A 16,201-nucleotide genomic window follows, 5' to 3' on the forward strand; every position below is an offset into this window, starting at 1 on the left:
GACGGGATGTCCCGCCAGCACTGCCCGGGGGACTCCAGTTTGACCTGGCCCGGGCGCAGAGGTTGCGTTCGCCGAGAGGCTGCCGAGGTTTTATCGCGGCGGCGACAAAATCTCGGTAAGCCATCGGCTTTAGCTGGCGATGCGGTCGCGTTCCAGCAGTGGCTTGAGGAAGTAGCCGGTATGCGACTGCGGCATCTCGGCGACTTCTTCCGGGGTGCCGACGGCGATGATCTGGCCGCCTTTGGAACCGCCTTCCGGGCCGAGATCCACCAGCCAGTCGGCGGTCTTGATCACGTCCAGGTTGTGCTCGATCACCACCACGGTGTTGCCGTGGTCGCGCAGGCGATGGAGCACATCGAGCAGCTGCTGGATATCGGCGAAGTGCAGGCCGGTGGTCGGCTCGTCGAGGATATACAGGGTCTTGCCGGTGTCGCGCTTGCTCAGCTCGCGGGACAGCTTGACCCGCTGCGCCTCGCCGCCGGACAGGGTGGTCGCGCTCTGGCCCAGCTTGATATAGGACAGGCCGACATCCATCAGGGTCTGCAGCTTGCGCGCCAGGGCCGGCACGGCATCGAAGAACAGCCGCGCTTCCTCGATGGTCATGTCGAGCACTTCGGTGATGCTCTTGCCTTTGTACTTAACTTCCAGGGTTTCGCGGTTGTAGCGCTTGCTCTTGCACACGTCGCAGGGCACGTAGATGTCCGGCAGGAAGTGCATCTCCACCTTGATCAGGCCATCGCCCTGGCAGGCCTCGCAACGCCCGCCCTTGACATTGAAGCTGAAGCGTCCCGGCCCATAACCGCGCGAACGCGACTCGGGCACGCCGGCGAACAGTTCGCGGATCGGGGTGAACAGGCCGGTGTAGGTCGCCGGATTGGAGCGCGGTGTGCGGCCGATCGGGCTCTGGTCGATATCCACCACCTTGTCCAGGTGCTGCAGGCCGTCGATGCTGTCGTGGGCGGAGGCTTCCAGGGTGGTCGCGCCGTTCAGTGCCGTGGCGCTCAACGGGAACAGGGTGTTGTTGATCAGGGTCGACTTGCCCGAACCGGACACCCCGGTGACGCAGGTGAGCAGGCCGATCGGGATTTCCAGGTCGACGTTACGCAGGTTGTTGCCGCGCGCGCCCTTGATCTTCAGCGAGAGCTTCTTGTCCCGTGGCGTGCGCTTGGCCGGTACGGCGATCTTCACCCGCCCGGACAGGTACTTGCCGGTCAGCGAATCCGGATGGGCCATGACTTCGGCGGCCGTGCCCTGGGCGACGATCTGGCCGCCATGTACGCCGGCACCTGGGCCAATATCGACCACGTAGTCGGCCATGCGGATGGCGTCTTCGTCGTGCTCGACCACGATCACCGTGTTGCCGATATCGCGCAGGTGGCGCAGGGTGCCGAGCAGGCGTTCGTTGTCGCGCTGATGCAGGCCGATGCTCGGCTCGTCGAGGATATACATCACCCCGACCAGGCCGGCACCGATCTGGCTGGCCAGGCGAATACGCTGCGCCTCGCCGCCGGACAAGGTGTCGGCGCTGCGGTCGAGGGTCAGGTAATCCAGGCCGACGTTGACCAGAAACTGCAGGCGCTCGCGGATTTCCTTGAGGATCTTCTCGGCGATTTCGCCGCGCCGGCCAGGCAAGGCAAGGCTGCCGAAATACTCGGTGGCATCGCCAATCGGCATGCCGCTGACCGCCGGCAGGGTCTTCTCGCCGACCCAGACGTGCCGCGCTTCACGGCGCAGGCGGGTGCCGCGGCAATCCTGGCAGGCCTGGGTGCTGAGGAACTTGGCCAGTTCCTCGCGCACGCTGGTGGATTCGGTTTCGCGGTAGCGCCGCTCCAGGTTCGGCACGATGCCTTCGAAGGGGTGGGAGCGCTTGACGATGTCGCCCCGGTCATTCAGGTACTTGAAGTCGACGTTCTGCGCGGCGCTGCCGAACAGGATGCACTTCTGGTGTTCGGCGCTGAGCTCGTCGAAGGGTACTTCCAGGCTGAAACCGTAATGCGCGGCGAGGGAGCCGAGCATCTGGAAGTAATAGACGTTGCGCCGGTCCCAGCCGCGGATCGCGCCCTCGGCCAGGGTCAGCTCGCCGTTGACCAGGCGCTTGGTGTCGAAGAACTGCTTCACGCCCAGGCCGTCGCAGGTCGGACAGGCACCGGCCGGGTTGTTGAAGGAGAACAGCTTGGGCTCCAGCTCGCTGATCGAGTGGCCGCACACCGGACAGGCGAAACGCGCGGAGAAGATGATCTCTTCACCTTCCTCCCCCTCCATCGGCGCGATCAGGGCCAGGCCGTCGGCCAGCTTGAGCGCGGTCTCGAACGACTCGGCCAGGCGCTGCTGCAGGTCGCCGCGGGCCTTGAAGCGGTCGACCACGGCGTCGATGCTGTGCTTCTTCTGTTTATCCAGCTTGGGCAGTTCATCCAGTTCGTAAATCTTGCCGTTGACCCGCACGCGGACGAAGCCCTGGGCGCGCAGTTCGTCGAACACCGCCAGGTGCTCGCCCTTGCGTTCGCGGATCACCGGGGCCAGCAGCATCAGCTTGCTGCCTTCCGGCAGGGCCAGGACCTGATCGACCATCTGACTGACGGTCTGCGCCTCCAGCGGCAGGTCGTGATCCGGGCAGCGCGGAATACCGGCGCGGGCGTAGAGCAGGCGCAGGTAGTCGTAGATCTCGGTGATGGTGCCGACGGTGGAGCGCGGGTTGTGCGAGGTGGATTTCTGCTCGATGGAGATCGCCGGCGACAGGCCTTCGATGGTGTCGACATCGGGCTTTTCCATCATCGACAGGAACTGTCGGGCGTAGGCCGACAGCGACTCGACGTAGCGGCGCTGGCCCTCGGCGTAGAGGGTATCGAAGGCCAGTGAGGATTTGCCGGAGCCGGACAGGCCGGTGATCACGATCAGCTTGTCGCGCGGCAGGGTCAGGTCGATGTTTTTCAGGTTGTGGGTGCGCGCACCCCGGATCAGAATCTTGTCCACAAACAACGGCCTCGCATGGCGGGCGGAAAACCACCGAGTATAGGGCCTAGGGAGCAAGCGCGGCAAAGCGTCACTGCTGTGCCGTAACCATCGGGGCTGCTAGAATCGCCGCCTATTTCGACAGGGCCTTTCCCATGCATGATCCGCACAGCGAGCGCATGAGCGGCAGTGAAACCCGCGCGGCCAGCGGCCTGGCGCTGGTGTTCGCGTTCCGCATGCTCGGCATGTTTATGGTGCTGCCGGTGCTGGCCACCTACGGCATGGAGCTGCGCGGCAGTACGCCGGCATTGATTGGCCTGGCCATCGGGGCCTACGGCCTGACCCAGGCGTTCCTGCAGATTCCCTTCGGCATGCTCAGTGATCGCATTGGCCGGCGTCCGGTGATCTATGTCGGCCTGCTGATCTTTGCCGCCGGCAGCCTGCTGGCGGCTAATGCCGACTCCATCTGGGGGGTGATCGCCGGGCGCATTCTGCAGGGTGCCGGGGCGATTTCCGCCGCGGTGATGGCGCTGCTCTCCGATCTGACCCGCGAGCAGCACCGCACCAAGGCCATGGCCATGGTCGGCATGAGCATCGGCCTGTCGTTTGCCGTGGCCATGGTGGTCGGCCCGTTGCTGACCCGCGCCTTCGGCCTGTCCGGGCTGTTTCTCGCCACCGCGGCCATGGCCCTGCTGGGCATCGTCGTGGTCGCCGGCTGGGTGCCGGGGTCGGCCGGACCGTTGCAGCATCGCGAATCCGGTGTGGCCCGCCAGGCGCTGTTGCCGACCCTCAGGCATGGCGACCTGTTGCGCCTGGACTTCGGCATCCTGGCCCTGCATGCGATTCTGATGGCCAGCTTTATTGCCCTGCCCCTGGCGCTGGTGGAGCAGGGCGGGCTGGCCAAGGAGGAACACTGGTGGGTCTACCTGACCGCGCTGCTGGTGGGCTTTTTCGCCATGGTGCCGTTCATTATTTATGGCGAGAAGAAACGGCGGATGAAAGCCGTGCTGCTCGGTGCGGTCGGCGTGCTGCTGGCCTGTGAGCTGTTTTTCGCCCTGTTCGGCAGCAGCCTGCGTGCCCTGGTGCTGGGCATGGTGGTGTTCTTTACCGCCTTCAATCTGCTGGAAGCCTCGCTGCCGTCGCTGATCAGCAAGGTGGCACCGGCCGGCGGCAAAGGCACGGCGATGGGGGTGTATTCCACCAGTCAGTTTCTCGGGGCCGCCGTGGGCGGTATTCTCGGTGGCTGGCTGTATCAGCAGTACAGCCTGTCGGGCGTGTTCCTTGGCTGCGCCGCCATGGCTCTTCTCTGGCTGGTCTTTGCTGTTACTATGCGCGAACCGCCTTATGTCACCAGCCTGCGCCTGCCGCTTTCAGTTGCGGCCTTGCAAGACGCGGGGCTGGCCGAGCGTTTACAGGCAGTGCCCGGAGTGGCGGATGCCGTGGTGGTGCGTGACGAAGCCGCCATCTATATCAAAGTGGATACCCAACAATTGGATCGCATGTCCCTTGAGCGCCTGATCGAATCGGCGCCGGTGACCTGCTGATAGCTTAGGAGAACGTTATGGCCCGTGGGGTTAACAAAGTCATTCTGGTCGGTACCTGCGGACAGGATCCGGAAACCCGCTACCTGCCGAGCGGCAACGCGGTCACCAACCTGAGCCTGGCCACCAGCGAACAGTGGACCGACAAGCAGACCGGGCAGAAGGTCGAGAAAACCGAGTGGCACCGCGTCTCGCTGTTCGGCAAGGTGGCCGAGATCGCCGGCGAATACCTGCGCAAGGGTTCGCAGGTGTACATCGAGGGCAAGCTGCAAACCCGCGAGTGGGAAAAAGACGGCGTCAAGCGCTACACCACCGAGATCATCGTCGATATGCAGGGCACCATGCAGCTGCTCGGCGGCCGTCCGGACAACGCCGGTGGCGACTCTGCGCCGCGTCAGCAGCGCCCAGCGCCACAACGCGAACCGCAGCGCGCGCCACAGCAGTCGGCACCGCGCCCGGCTCCGCAACAGGCGGCCCAGCCTGCCGCGGATTTCGACAGTTTCGACGACGATATCCCGTTCTGATCTCCTGAGTTAGCGCTTTATCATGCGTATGCGGGTGATGCTGCTGGGGGGCGGTAATGCCCTGGGGCAGGCCCTGATCCGTCTCGGTGCCGAGGAAGACATCGGTTTTCTCGCGCCGCGTCCGCCGGAGTCCGGCTGGGATCCGGCCAGTCTGACCCAGTTGCTCGATGACACTCGCCCCGATGCCCTGATCAACCTTGCCTACTACTTCGACTGGTTCCAGGCCGAAGCGGTCAGCGAGGCGCATTTCGCTGCCCAGAAGCGTTCCGTCGAGCGCCTGGCCGAGCTCTGCCAGCACCACCAGATTCGCTTGTTGCAGCCGTCCAGCTACCGGGTGTTCGACGGCTCGCGGGCCACGGCCTACAGCGAGAAAGAAGAGCCGGCACCCCTGGGTGTCCGCGGGCAGGCGCTGTGGCGGCTCGAGCAGTGTGTGCGGGCCGCCTGTCCGCGTCATGTGCTGCTGCGTTTCGGCTGGTTGCTGGACGACAGCGCCAATGGTTTGCTGGCGCGCTTTCTCCAGCGGGCCGAGCGTGAGGTGACCTTGCAACTGGCCGACGACCGACGTGGCAACCCGACGCCGGTCGACGATGCCGCGCGGGTGATCCTCGCCGTGCTCAAGCAGCTCGACTGCCAGAGCCCGTTGTGGGGCACCTATCACTACGGCGGCCATGAGGCGACCACGTCGCTGGCCCTGGGCCAGGCGGTACTGAGCGAGGCGCGCAACTTCCGCAGCAACCTGGTCGAGGAGATCACCGCTCAGGCCCACGCGGCCCGTCAGGACGCCGCCGAGGAGCCGCAGCACGCGGTGCTCGCCTGCAAGAAAATTCTGCATACCTTCGGCATCAAACCGCGCGCCTGGCGCGCCGGCTTGCCGGGCCTACTGGATCGCTACTACCGTCATGTCTGATTCCCCCATTCTGGTCACCGGCGGTGCCGGCTTTATCGGCTCGCACCTGGTCGATGCGCTGCTGGCGCAGGGTTACAGCGTGCGGGTGCTGGACAACCTGTCGATGGGCAAGCTGGCCAACCTGCCGCTGGATAATCCCCGGTTGCAGTTTATTCAGGGGGATGTGGCCGATGCGGCCGTGGTGGCGCAGGCGGTTGCCGGTTGTGCGGCCGTGGCCCACCTGGCGGCGGTGGCGTCGGTGCAGGCCTCGGTGGATGATCCTGTGGCCACCCATCAGAGCAATTTCGTCGGCACCCTGAATGTCTGCGAGGCCATGCGTCTGCATGGCGTCAAGCGCGTGCTGTTTGCCTCAAGCGCGGCGGTGTACGGCAATAATGGCGAAGGTCGGGCGATTGGCGAAGATACGCCCAAGGCACCACTGACGCCCTACGCCGCGGACAAGCTGGCCAGTGAGCACTACCTGGACTTCTATCGTCGTCAGCACGGCCTTACGCCTGCGATTTTCCGCTTCTTCAATATCTTCGGCCCGCGTCAGGACCCTTCCTCGCCCTATTCCGGGGTGATCAGTATCTTCACTCGGCGGGTGCAGCAGGGCCTGCCGATCACGGTATTTGGCGATGGCGAGCAGACCCGTGATTTCTTCTATATCGAAGATCTGCTGGCGTTGCTGATCCAGGCCCTGACCGCGCCGCAGGTGGTGGACGGGGCGGTGAACGTTGGCTGGAATCAGGCGGTCAGCCTGAATCAGTTGCTGGCGCAAATCGGTGAGCTGTGCGGCGGTTTGCCGGCGGTTAATTACCAGGCTCCGCGTGCCGGCGATATTCGCCATTCGCGGGCCGATAGCCAGCGGTTGCAGGCGCATTACCAGCTGCCCGAGGCAACGCCGATGCGCGAGGGCTTGCGCCGTCTGCTGGCGCAGCCTTGACGCGCAGATAAACGAAAAACCGGCCATCGAGGCCGGTTTTTTTATGGGCTGCCATCCCTGGCGGCCACCCTTCGGGCCGTCGCTGTACGACGCGACAGGCTGCTCCAGGCAATTTTTTATGGCGGCAAGGCTTAGAACTTGTAGCCCAGGCCGACCATGTACACCATCGGGTCGACGTCCACATCGACCTTGACCTTGGCCCCGCCGAACGAGGTGGTGCCGGTGGTGTCGATGTCGATATAGCGCACCTGGGCGTTGAGCATGATGTTGTCGGTCAGCATGTAGTCCATGCCCACCTGCGCCGAGAGGCCCCAGGAGTCTTTCATGTCCAGGCCGCTGAAGCCTTTGTCTTCGGCTGCGCTGCTCAGCTCGGTGTCGAAGAACCAGGTGTAGTTGATGCCGGCACCGACGTAGGGCTGGAAGGCCGAGGCCGCGTCGAGCGGGTAGTAGAGGACGCTCAGGGTCGGTGGCAGGTGCTTGAGTTCGCCCAGGTTGCCGTTGAGGCCGGCAAAGGGGCCCGGCATGCCTTTTACGCCGACGTTATGGCTGAATGGGGTGGCCGCCAGCAGCTCGATGCCGATGTTGCTGGTCAGCATATAGGCGAAGTTCAGGCCCAGCTGGGTGTCGCTGTCCAGGGTCGCCTTGGTGCCCGCCACATCGCTGTTCAGTGCGCCAACCCAGATGTCGCTGCTGCTTTCGTGCGGGTCGACGGTGATCGCGCCGGCGCGCACGATAATGTCGCCCGCCTGGTAGGCGTGAGCCATGGGGGCGGCGATGGACAGGGCCAGCAAAGAGGCGGTAAGCAGAGATTTACGCATGGTGTGCTCCCAGAAAGCATCGGTTCGTATTGGCTGAGTGCGATCTTAGGCCTGCGGAAAAATCATCTTTTGATCCAGCTCAATAGATTAGCCTGCTATCTAAATCTTTAGCGCTTCGCTGTCGTCAGGGGCTTCTGGGGGAGGGGAACTGCATTTCTCTTCTGGCCGACGGTTGCCGAGGCGGTTAATGCAGTTGATAATGCTTCTCTTTAAAACGCCCTCTCAAGGAATCTCTAATGCCCCTCGTGTCGACGCGCTTGCTGGCGGTTGCCCTGGTTCTGGCCAGTGCGCCGCTTGCGGCGACATCCCTGGACGCGGCGCTGGACGAAAGCCAGCGCCTGGCCGCCGAAGCCAAGGCCTCCCAGGCGCGCATCGAGCAACTCGATGACGCCAGCCGGGAAATGCTTGCCGAGTACCGCAACGCCTTGCAGCAGGCCGAAGCTTTGCAAGGTTATAACGCCCAGTTGCGCGAGCTGGTCGCCGCTCAGCGCAAGGAGCTGAGCGGCTATCAGGCGCAGCTCGATGGCATCGAGCGCACCCAGGAGGCGGTAACCCCGCAGATGCGCCGCATGGTCGAGGTGCTGGGCGAATTTATCGCCGCCGATCTGCCCTTCCTGCCCGACGAGCGCAGCGACCGCCTGGCCCAGCTGCAGGAGTTGCTGCCGCGGGCCGATGTCAGCCTGGCGGAGAAATACCGGCGCATCCTCGAGGCCTATCAGGTGGAAAGCGACTACGGCCGCACCCTGGAAGCCTGGCGTGGCGAGCTGCCAAGTGAAGGCACTGCGCGCAGCGTCGAGTTCCTCCGTCTGGGCCGCGTAATGCTGTATTTCCAGACCCTCGATGGCCATGAAAGCGGCTGGTGGAACCCGCAAACCCGCAGTTGGCAAGTCCTCGACGGCAGCGCCCGGCGGCCGTTGCGTCAGGCCATTGCAATTGCCCGCCAGGAGCAGGCCCCGGCCTTGCTTGACCTGCCCGTGAAGACCCTGGCGCTGGAGGCCAAGCCATGAATCGTCGTGTTCTCGCTTTTACCCTGGCCCTGCTGCCCGCCCTGGCTGGTGCTGCCGAACCGCTGAGCCCGGATCAACTGCTGCAGCGTATTCGCAGCGAGCGCGCGGCTGAAGTCAGCGCCATGCAAAGCCGCGAGCAGGCCTTTATTGCCGAGCGCGGCGAGCGGGCCCAGCTGCTGGCCAGCGCGCGCAGTGCCCTGGCCACGCAAAAGGCCGAGGCCGACCAGCTGAAAGCCGAGTTCGATCGCCAGGAAAACCTGTTGGCCGAACAGGAAAAACTGCTGACCCAGCGCGTCGGCCACCTCGGCGAACTGTTCGGCGTGGTGCGCCAGAGCGCTGGCGATGTCGCCGGCCAGTGGCAGGACAGCCTGCTCAATGCCCAGTACCCCGAGCGCCTGGCGCAGCTCAAGGCACTGGCCGAAAGCCGCACGTTGCCGTCGGCCGCCGACCTCGATGGCTACTGGATGCTGTTGCTTGAAGACCTGACCGCCAGCGGCCGGGTCGAGCAGCTGCAATTGCCGGTAGTGGCCGCCGACGGCACGCGTAAGCCGCAGGATGTGCTGCGGGTCGGCACGTTCTCCGCCTATGGCGCGGATGCCTTTCTGCGCTACGACGCCGATGCCGGCGAGCTGCTGGAACCGTCGCGCCAGCCTTCCGGGTTGGGCCGGGTCGCGGACTATCTGGATAGCAGTGCGGCGGTCGCCAGCCTGCCGGTTGACCCGAGCCGTGGCACCTGGCTGGCGCAGTTGCAGCGTCAGCCAAAACTGTGGGATCGCGTGCAGCAGGGCGGCCTGGTCGGCGGGGTGATTCTGGCCCTCGGCGCATTCGGTCTGCTCCTGGCGATCTGGCGCATGGTCTACCTGACCCGCGTGGGCCGCGGTGTGGATACCCAGATGCATGACCTGAGTGCGCCGCGCAGCGACAACCCGCTGGGGCGGATCATCGGCGTGCTGGGGCCGAAGCCACAGCTGGCGGATCTGGAAACCCTGGAGCTGAAACTCGACGAGGCGATCCTGCAGGAAACCCCGCCGCTGGAAAAAGGCCAGGGCCTGCTCAAGCTGCTCTGCGCCGTGGCACCGCTGCTCGGTCTGCTGGGCACCGTGACCGGCATGATCGTCACCTTCCAGGCCATCACCCAGGGCGGTGGCGGCGATTCGCGGCTGATGGCCGACGGCATCTCCCAGGCGCTGGTGACCACCGTGCTGGGCCTGGTGGTGGCGATTCCGCTGCTGTTCCTGCACACCCTGCTGGCCAGCCGCAGCAAGAGCCTGATCCAGCTGCTCGAGCAGCAAAGTGCCGGGCTGGTTGCCCTGCACCTGTCGGGGGCACCGCGCCGTGACTGATTGGCTGGCGCTGTGGTTGCGCCTGGTCGACAGCAGCCATGCCCTGCTCGATTTCATGAGCGCCGGTGGCGTGGTGATGTGGGCGCTGGCCGGCCTCTGCGTGGTGTTCTGGACCCTGGTATTCGAGCGCTTCTGGTATATGCGCCGGGTTTTCCCGGAGTGGGTCCGCGAACGCCGTCAGGCCTGGCAGCAGGTGCTGAGCGACGACAGCGGCAACTGGCAGCGCGCGGTGCGCAGCGCCTGGCTGGCCCAGGCGCAGCAGCACCTGCTTGGGCCGCTGCGCCTGAGCAAGACCCTGGTGGCGATGTACCCGCTGCTGGGCCTGCTCGGCACGGTCAGCGGCATGGTCGCGGTGTTCGACGTGCTGGCCATCAACGGCACCGGTAACCCGCGCGGCATGGCGGCCGGGGTCTGGCAGGCGACTCTGCCGACCATGGCCGGCATGGTGTTGGCGATTAGTGGATTGTTCAGCCTGGCGCGCCTCGAACGCGATGCCCGCCGGGCCCTAGAGCGGCTGGCCGACCAGCTGCGTCACGACTGAGACTGCAAAACATGAGAATGCGCCGTCACCACCAGCAAGACGAAGACACCGGCATCGACCTCACGCCTATGCTCGACGTGGTCTTTATCATGCTGATCTTCTTTATCGTCACCAGCTCCTTTATCAAGGAAGCCGGCGTCGAAGTGCAGCGGCCCCAGGCGGAAACCGCCAGCCCGCAGGACAAAGGCAATATCCTCATCGCCATCACCGCCGATGGGCAGGTGTGGATGGACAAGAAAGTCGTCGATGTGCGCAGCGTGCGCGCCCACGTCGAGCGTATGCGCGTCGACCAGCCGGACGGCGCGGTGGTGGTGCAGGCCGATCAGGATGCACGCACCGGTCTGGTGGTGCAGGTGATGGATCAGGCGCGCCTGGCGGGCGTGCAGGATGTCGCCCTGGCCGCTACGGCGGGAGCGCTTTGATGCGTTTGCCACTGTCCTTTGTCGCGGCCTGTGTGATGGCGCTGGCGCTGTTCGCCCTGATGCTCTACATGGTCGCGCCGCCCAGTAGCACGCCGAGCGATGAGCCGCTGACGGTGGCCAATTTCGTCCGCCTGGACGGCAATTCCAGCGATACCGCGACGCGCACCCGTCAGCAGGCTCCGCAGCCGCCGCAAGCACAAACGCCGCAGCCACCGACGCCACCGACGCCGATGGCGGCCACCCCGAGCGCCAACCTGCCGGCCCTGGATTTGCCGGTGCCGAGCCTGAGCAGCGGGATCGCCGTCAACAGCGCGCCGACCCCGAGCCTGACGGGGCTGGCGGCGGGTGCCTCGGCCCCCAGCGTGGCGACGCCCGGCGCTCCCGCCCCCAGCGATGCCGGTGGTCAGCCGGGCGGCCCGGAAAGTGAAGTGATGCCGCTCAACGATGTCAGCCCGGATTACCCGCGTTATGCCTTGCAGCGCGGCATCGAAGGCCACGTGAAACTGGCGTTCACCATCAACCGTGCGGGGGCGGTGGAAAACCTGCGGGTTATCGAAGCCAGTCCGCAGAACGTGTTCGAACGCGAAGCCCGCCGCGCCGCCGTGCGCTGGCGTTTTGCCCCACGCACCGAGGGCGGCCTGGCGGTGGCCCGCGAAGCGGTGAAAACCCTGTACTTCCGCCTGGAAGGAGGTCGCTGATATGTATCGTCTAGTGTTGCTGATCGCGCTGTGTGGCGCAGGTGCCGCGCAGGCGGCTGGGCAAAGTGTCGATCCGGGCGTGTTTCGCGCGCTGGATACGGCGCAGGCCGCGCAGAAGAAGGGTGACTACGCGGCCGCGCGCCGTGCCATGGCGGGCGTCTCGGGCAAGTCTGGGAGCCTGGAAGAAGCCTTGCTGTGGCGCAGCGAGGGCTATCTGGCCTGGGCCGAAGGCCGCAACGGCAAGGCCATCGAGCTGCTGGACAAGGTGCTCAAGAGCGGCAAGCTGGATGCCGAGCTGCAGGCCGCCGAGACGTTGAATCTGGCCCGTCTGAACCTGGTAGAGCGCCGTTACGCCCAGGTGGTGACCCTGCTCGCGCCGGGGCAGGCCAATGCCGACGAGGAGGTGCTGCAAATGCTGGTGCAGGCCTATCAGGGCCTCGGCCAGCCCGCCAAGGCGCTGCCCCTGGCCGAGCGCTATGTGCAGGCCAATCCGCAGGCCGCCGATAGCTGGCTGCAGTTTCTCGTCGCGGTAAACGCCGACCTGAAAAAATACGCCGCCGCCGAGCGCTGGCAGCGGCGACTGCTGGCGCGTCAGCCGAATAACGCCCAGGGCTGGCGTCAGCTGGCGGCCTTGCAGCAGCTGAGCGGCAGTTATGACAAGTCGCTGGCGACCCTGCGTACGGCGTACCAGAAGGGCCTGCGCTTCAATGAAGGCGAACTGGATAACCTGGTGCTGCTGGCCGGGGCCGCCGACCAACCCTGGCAGGGGGCCAAGCTGCTCGCTGGCATGCTCGATCAGGGCCTGCTGCCGCGCACCAGTGCCCGCGAGGAGCGCTTGGGGCTGCTCTGGTGGCAGGCCCGCGAACGCAGCAAGGCGGCGCTGATCTTCCGCGAGCTGGCGCAGCGTTCGGGCAGCGCCAAACACTGGCTGAACCTGGCCCAGCTGGAACTGGAGCAGGCGCGCTGGCAGGCTGGGCTCGACGCCCTGGCCAAGGCCGAGCGTGCCGGTGCCGAACGCAGCAAGGTGCGCGCCTGGCGTAACTGGGCGGAAAGCGAGTTGAGTTATCGGCGGGAAAAACACCTGGCCAGCGCGGGCTGAAGCCTGTCGCGATTAACCGTAGGGTGCGCCGTGCGCACCGAATGCAGGCCTGGGAGCCTGTCGGACGTAACGCTGCTCTACTGCGGAAAAGCCGGACAGGCTCCTAGGTGAGAACTGGTGCGCATGGCGCACCCTACGGATGGAAGCATTCAGCTATCCGGCAGCTCGTAGGCGTAAATCTTCTCGGCTTCCATCTGGTAGCCGGCTTCGGCCAGCTCGCTGCTGGTCTGTTCGACCTTGAGTGGGCCCTCGATCCAGAACGGCTGGTACAGCTCATCGAGCAACACGCCCAGCTCGCTGGTGACATGGACGATCTGATTCGACGGCGGTGGCGGCACGTGGATGCACGCGCCGAAGTAGGGCACCAGGAGAAACTCGGTCACCCGGCCTTCATCGGTGACATCCAGCGGCACGATATAGCCCGGCAGTTTTATCGACTGACCATTCAGCTCTTCCACCACCGGTGCGGCGGGCGATTGCTGCATGGCCGCCGCACCGGATTCGGCAAGGGCGTCGGCCAGCTGCGAGAGGTCGTGGATCGGTGCCGGCTCAACGGCTTGTGGTGGCGCATCGGCCGGGACCATTTCCGCCCAGGTCAGCTCGCGCACCTCGGCAGCCGCCAGAGGCAGGGCCAGGGTGAGCAGCAGGGTGGCGAGCAGGGAGCGGTGCATGGAAAACCTCATAAACGGATCGATAAACCATCGGCCAGGGATTGGCGATACGCGCGCCAGGCCGGAACACAGCCCATCAGCAGGGCGGCGCTCAGGATAGCGCCGAGCAGCGTCCACTCATAGCGGGTCGGCAGGTTCAGGGGCAGGTACAGGCCGTAATTCGCCTGCACATAGCCCTGGGCCGCGGCGATACCCAGGTACAGCAACAGCAAACCGAGCAGCACACCCGCCAGGGCCAGGGCAAAGGCCTCGACGATCAACAGGCTGGCGATATGCCAGGGCCGCGCGCCGACCGAGCGCAGAATCGCCATTTCCCGGCGGCGCTCGTTAAGGCTGGTGAGAATCGCCGTGAGCATGCCGATCAGCCCGGTCAGCACGACAAACAGCGACACCACGAACAGCGCTTTCTCGGCGGTGCCCATCAGGCTCCACAACTCCTGCAGGGCCACGCCGGGCAGGATCGCCAGCAGCGGCTCGCCACGAAATTCGTTGATCTCCCGTTGCAGGCTGAAGGTGGCGATCTTGCTGTTCAGGCCTAACAGAAACGCGGTGATCTGCTTGGGTTGCAGGTCCATGGCCCGCGCCTGTTCGGCACTGATCTTGCTCGCGCCGCGTGCAGGCATGCCGTTCTGCCAGTCGACGTGCAGGGCTTCCATGCCGGCCAGGGAGATATGCAGGGTACGGTCCACTGGCGTGCCGGTGCGTTTGAGGATGCCGACCACCTTGAACGGCTTGTCGTCATGCTTGACCAGGCTGATGGTGGCCACGCCATGGGCCAGCACCAGTTCCTGACCCAGTTGGTAGTTGAGGGCCTGGGCCACTTCCGCGCCGAGCACCACCTCGAACGGGTCATCGGCAAAGGCGCGGCCGCCGTTCAGCTGCAACGGCTGGCTGCGGGCGTAACGGTAGTGTTCGAAGTACGCCGGGCTGGTGCCCATCACCCGGTAGCCGCGGTGCGAATCACCGAGGGAAATCGGGATGGCCCACTTGACCTGACGGTGCTGGGCAAACTGCTCGAAGCTGTCCCAGCGGATATTGTTGGTGGCATTGCCGATGCGGAATACCGAATAGAGCAGCAGGTTCACGCTGCCCGAGCGCGCGCCGACAATCAGGTCGGTGGCGCTGATGGTGTTGGCAAAGCTGGCGCGGGCCTCGGTGCGCACCCGCTCGACCGCGAGCAACAAACACACAGAGAGCGCGATGGCGAACACCGTCAGCCAGGCGGTAAAGCGGCGGTTGCCCAGGCTGGCCAGGGCGAGGCGCAGTAGATACATCGTTAAATCTCCGCCAAACGGGTGGCTTTGTTCAGCTCGGCCAGCGACAGACTGCGGTCGAATAAGCGCGCCAGGCTCTGGTCGTGGCTGACAAATAGCAGGCTGGAACCGGCTTCGCGGCATTCGGCGAACAGCAGTTCGAGAAAGGCTTCGCGGGCGTCGGCATCCAGGGCCGAGGTGGGTTCGTCGGCGATCACCAGCTCCGGCTGGCCGATCAGTGCGCGAGCGGCGGCCACACGTTGCTGCTGGCCGATCGACAGGTCACCGGCGCGGCGCTCGAGCAGGCTGGTTTCATCCAGGCCCAGGTGGGCGAGCAGGGCTGCAGCGGCGTTATCCACGCTGCCGTGGCGTTGCACCGCGCGATTGGCGCGCAGTTTGGAGAAGTGACAGGGCAGTTCGACGTTCTCGCGTACCGAGAGGAACGGCAGCAGGTTGAACTGCTGGAAGATATAGCCGGTGTGATCGACGCGGAAGCGGTCGCGGGCGCTGGCCGACAGCTGGCTCAGGTCTTGATCGAGCAGCTGGATGCTGCCGCGGTTGGGCTTCTGCACGCCGCCGAGCAGGCCCAGCAGGGTGGTCTTGCCGCTGCCACTGGGGCCTTTGAGAAACAGGCTTTCGCCGCGTTGCAGGGTGAACGCTTCGATGTCCAGCAGCTCGGGCTGGCCGGGCCAGGCAAAGCCGAGGTTGGACAGTTGGATCAGGGCTGAACTCATGGAACACTCGATTAGGGGCACGCTACCTGTTCTTGGTGGCTGCTCTTGTGCTTGTTGTAGGAGCCAGCTTGCTGGCGATCAGCGAAGCAAAAGCATCGTCGGACTGCCGAACCACAGCAAGCTGGCTCCTACAGTGCTGCGACGTCAGAAACTCAGGGTCGGCTGTGCGGGCGTCAGCTCCAGGCCCTGCTGGCCATTCGGGCCGATCAGTTGTACCTGAATTTTCTCGGTGGCGGGGAAGCGCTTGAACAGTTCGCCCAGGTTCAATTGCTGCAGCTCACCGGGCTGTTTGCAGTCGAGTTGATAGTGCGCATGGATATCGCTGTGCTCGCTGTCCTTGTCGTGGGCATGGTGCTCCTCCTCGTGTTCATGCTCGTCCTCCTCAAACAGCGGGCTTTCCAGCTCAGTCTCGGCCACTGCGCAGTCGCCCGCACCTAGGCCGAACAGCGCCTGCGGGTCTTGTAGCTGCTTGCGAGCGGCGGCGACCCTGGCTTTATCGGCTTCGCTCTTGGCGGCATGCTCGAACCCCACCAGGTTTATCGCCGGGCTTTCCAGCTCCAGTTCCAGCGCCTGGCCCTCGAGTACCACGTTGAGCCGCGCCGCACCGTGCTCATGGGCATCCAGGCTGCCGTGCTCGGCGTGATCGTGATCGTGGTCGTGATCGTGTTCGGCCGCCGTGGCGGCAAGGGGCAGCAGGGCGAAAGGCAGGGCAAGTAGCAGGCAGCGCATGGTGGACTCCGGACAGAAACAATCAAGCGTTACGTTATAA

16 protein-coding genes are annotated in these 16,201 nt (G+C 65.1%); 10 read left to right on the plus strand and 6 right to left on the minus strand.

Going from position 1 to position 16,201, the window contains the following annotated elements; all coding sequences use genetic code 11:
* Positions 1-129: 129 nt before the first annotated feature.
* Positions 130-2,970 (minus strand): excinuclease ABC subunit UvrA, encoded by a 2,841-nt coding sequence (gene uvrA, locus AACY13_RS09520; RefSeq protein WP_339461026.1) that lies wholly within the window; start codon positions 2,968-2,970, stop codon positions 130-132.
* 134 nt (positions 2,971-3,104) lie between these two features.
* Here uvrA and AACY13_RS09525 point away from each other — a divergent pair, with 134 nt between their 5' ends.
* Genes AACY13_RS09525 through AACY13_RS09540 form a run of 4 tightly spaced genes read left to right on the plus strand, consistent with a single transcriptional unit; the run spans position 3,105 to position 6,846 of the window.
* Complete coding sequence (locus tag AACY13_RS09525) at positions 3,105-4,493, plus strand: MFS transporter (RefSeq protein WP_339461028.1); 1,389 nt, start codon at positions 3,105-3,107, stop codon at positions 4,491-4,493.
* A 17-nt stretch (positions 4,494-4,510) separates the two neighbouring features.
* Positions 4,511-5,014, plus strand: a complete 504-nt coding sequence (locus tag AACY13_RS09530) for a single-stranded DNA-binding protein (protein WP_339461030.1) — start codon at positions 4,511-4,513, stop codon at positions 5,012-5,014.
* Between the two features lie 22 nt (positions 5,015-5,036).
* The gene (locus AACY13_RS09535) at positions 5,037-5,921 is read left to right on the plus strand and encodes a sugar nucleotide-binding protein (protein WP_339461031.1); all 885 of its coding nucleotides are present in this window, start codon (positions 5,037-5,039) and stop codon (positions 5,919-5,921) included.
* Entirely contained in the window at positions 5,914-6,846 is a 933-nt protein-coding gene (locus tag AACY13_RS09540) for an NAD-dependent epimerase/dehydratase family protein (RefSeq protein ID WP_339461032.1), read from the plus strand. The genes AACY13_RS09535 and AACY13_RS09540 overlap by 8 nt, the downstream gene beginning before the upstream one ends.
* Positions 6,847-6,977: 131 nt before the next feature.
* Here the strand turns inward: AACY13_RS09540 and AACY13_RS09545 are convergent, their stop codons facing one another.
* A complete protein-coding gene (locus AACY13_RS09545; protein ID WP_339461033.1) occupies positions 6,978-7,664 on the minus strand; it encodes an OmpW/AlkL family protein in 687 nt (228 codons plus the stop codon).
* A gap of 236 nt (positions 7,665-7,900) precedes the next feature.
* Here AACY13_RS09545 and AACY13_RS09550 point away from each other — a divergent pair, with 236 nt between their 5' ends.
* Genes AACY13_RS09550 through AACY13_RS09575 form a run of 6 tightly spaced genes read left to right on the plus strand, consistent with a single transcriptional unit; the run spans position 7,901 to position 12,774 of the window.
* Complete coding sequence (locus tag AACY13_RS09550) at positions 7,901-8,671, plus strand: DUF3450 domain-containing protein (protein ID WP_339461034.1); 771 nt, start codon at positions 7,901-7,903, stop codon at positions 8,669-8,671.
* A complete protein-coding gene (locus tag AACY13_RS09555; RefSeq protein ID WP_339461036.1) occupies positions 8,668-10,014 on the plus strand; it encodes a MotA/TolQ/ExbB proton channel family protein in 1,347 nt (448 codons plus the stop codon). The genes AACY13_RS09550 and AACY13_RS09555 overlap by 4 nt, the downstream gene beginning before the upstream one ends.
* The gene (locus AACY13_RS09560; protein ID WP_339461038.1) at positions 10,007-10,555 is read left to right on the plus strand and encodes a MotA/TolQ/ExbB proton channel family protein; all 549 of its coding nucleotides are present in this window, start codon (positions 10,007-10,009) and stop codon (positions 10,553-10,555) included. Before AACY13_RS09555 ends, AACY13_RS09560 begins: the two co-directional genes overlap by 8 nt.
* A gap of 11 nt (positions 10,556-10,566) precedes the next feature.
* Positions 10,567-10,977: an ExbD/TolR family protein gene (locus AACY13_RS09565; RefSeq protein WP_160016213.1), complete on the plus strand. Its 411-nt coding sequence runs from the start codon at positions 10,567-10,569 to the stop codon at positions 10,975-10,977.
* Positions 10,977-11,675: an energy transducer TonB gene (locus AACY13_RS09570; protein ID WP_339461039.1), complete on the plus strand. Its 699-nt coding sequence runs from the start codon at positions 10,977-10,979 to the stop codon at positions 11,673-11,675. The genes AACY13_RS09565 and AACY13_RS09570 overlap by 1 nt, the downstream gene beginning before the upstream one ends.
* A 1-nt stretch (position 11,676) precedes the next feature.
* Positions 11,677-12,774, plus strand: coding sequence for a tetratricopeptide repeat protein (locus AACY13_RS09575; protein WP_339461041.1), 1,098 nt, complete (start codon positions 11,677-11,679; stop codon positions 12,772-12,774).
* A gap of 149 nt (positions 12,775-12,923) precedes the next feature.
* Here AACY13_RS09575 and AACY13_RS09580 read toward each other — a convergent pair whose 3' ends face one another.
* From AACY13_RS09580 to AACY13_RS09595, 4 genes are all read right to left on the minus strand, one after another.
* Positions 12,924-13,445, minus strand: coding sequence for a DUF3299 domain-containing protein (locus tag AACY13_RS09580; protein WP_339461042.1), 522 nt, complete (start codon positions 13,443-13,445; stop codon positions 12,924-12,926).
* Between the two features lie 8 nt (positions 13,446-13,453).
* A complete protein-coding gene (locus AACY13_RS09585) occupies positions 13,454-14,719 on the minus strand; it encodes an ABC transporter permease (protein ID WP_339461044.1) in 1,266 nt (421 codons plus the stop codon).
* Between the two features lie 2 nt (positions 14,720-14,721).
* Complete coding sequence (locus AACY13_RS09590) at positions 14,722-15,432, minus strand: ABC transporter ATP-binding protein (RefSeq protein WP_339461046.1); 711 nt, start codon at positions 15,430-15,432, stop codon at positions 14,722-14,724.
* A gap of 144 nt (positions 15,433-15,576) precedes the next feature.
* On the minus strand, positions 15,577-16,161 hold the full coding sequence (locus tag AACY13_RS09595) for a DUF2796 domain-containing protein (protein ID WP_339461048.1): 585 nt from the start codon (positions 16,159-16,161) through the stop codon (positions 15,577-15,579).
* Between the last annotated feature and the right edge of the window lie 40 nt (positions 16,162-16,201).

The sequence above is a fragment of the Pseudomonas sp. EA_105y_Pfl2_R69 genome (assembly GCF_963970915.1).
In the GTDB taxonomy this organism is placed as follows: domain Bacteria; phylum Pseudomonadota; class Gammaproteobacteria; order Pseudomonadales; family Pseudomonadaceae; genus Aquipseudomonas.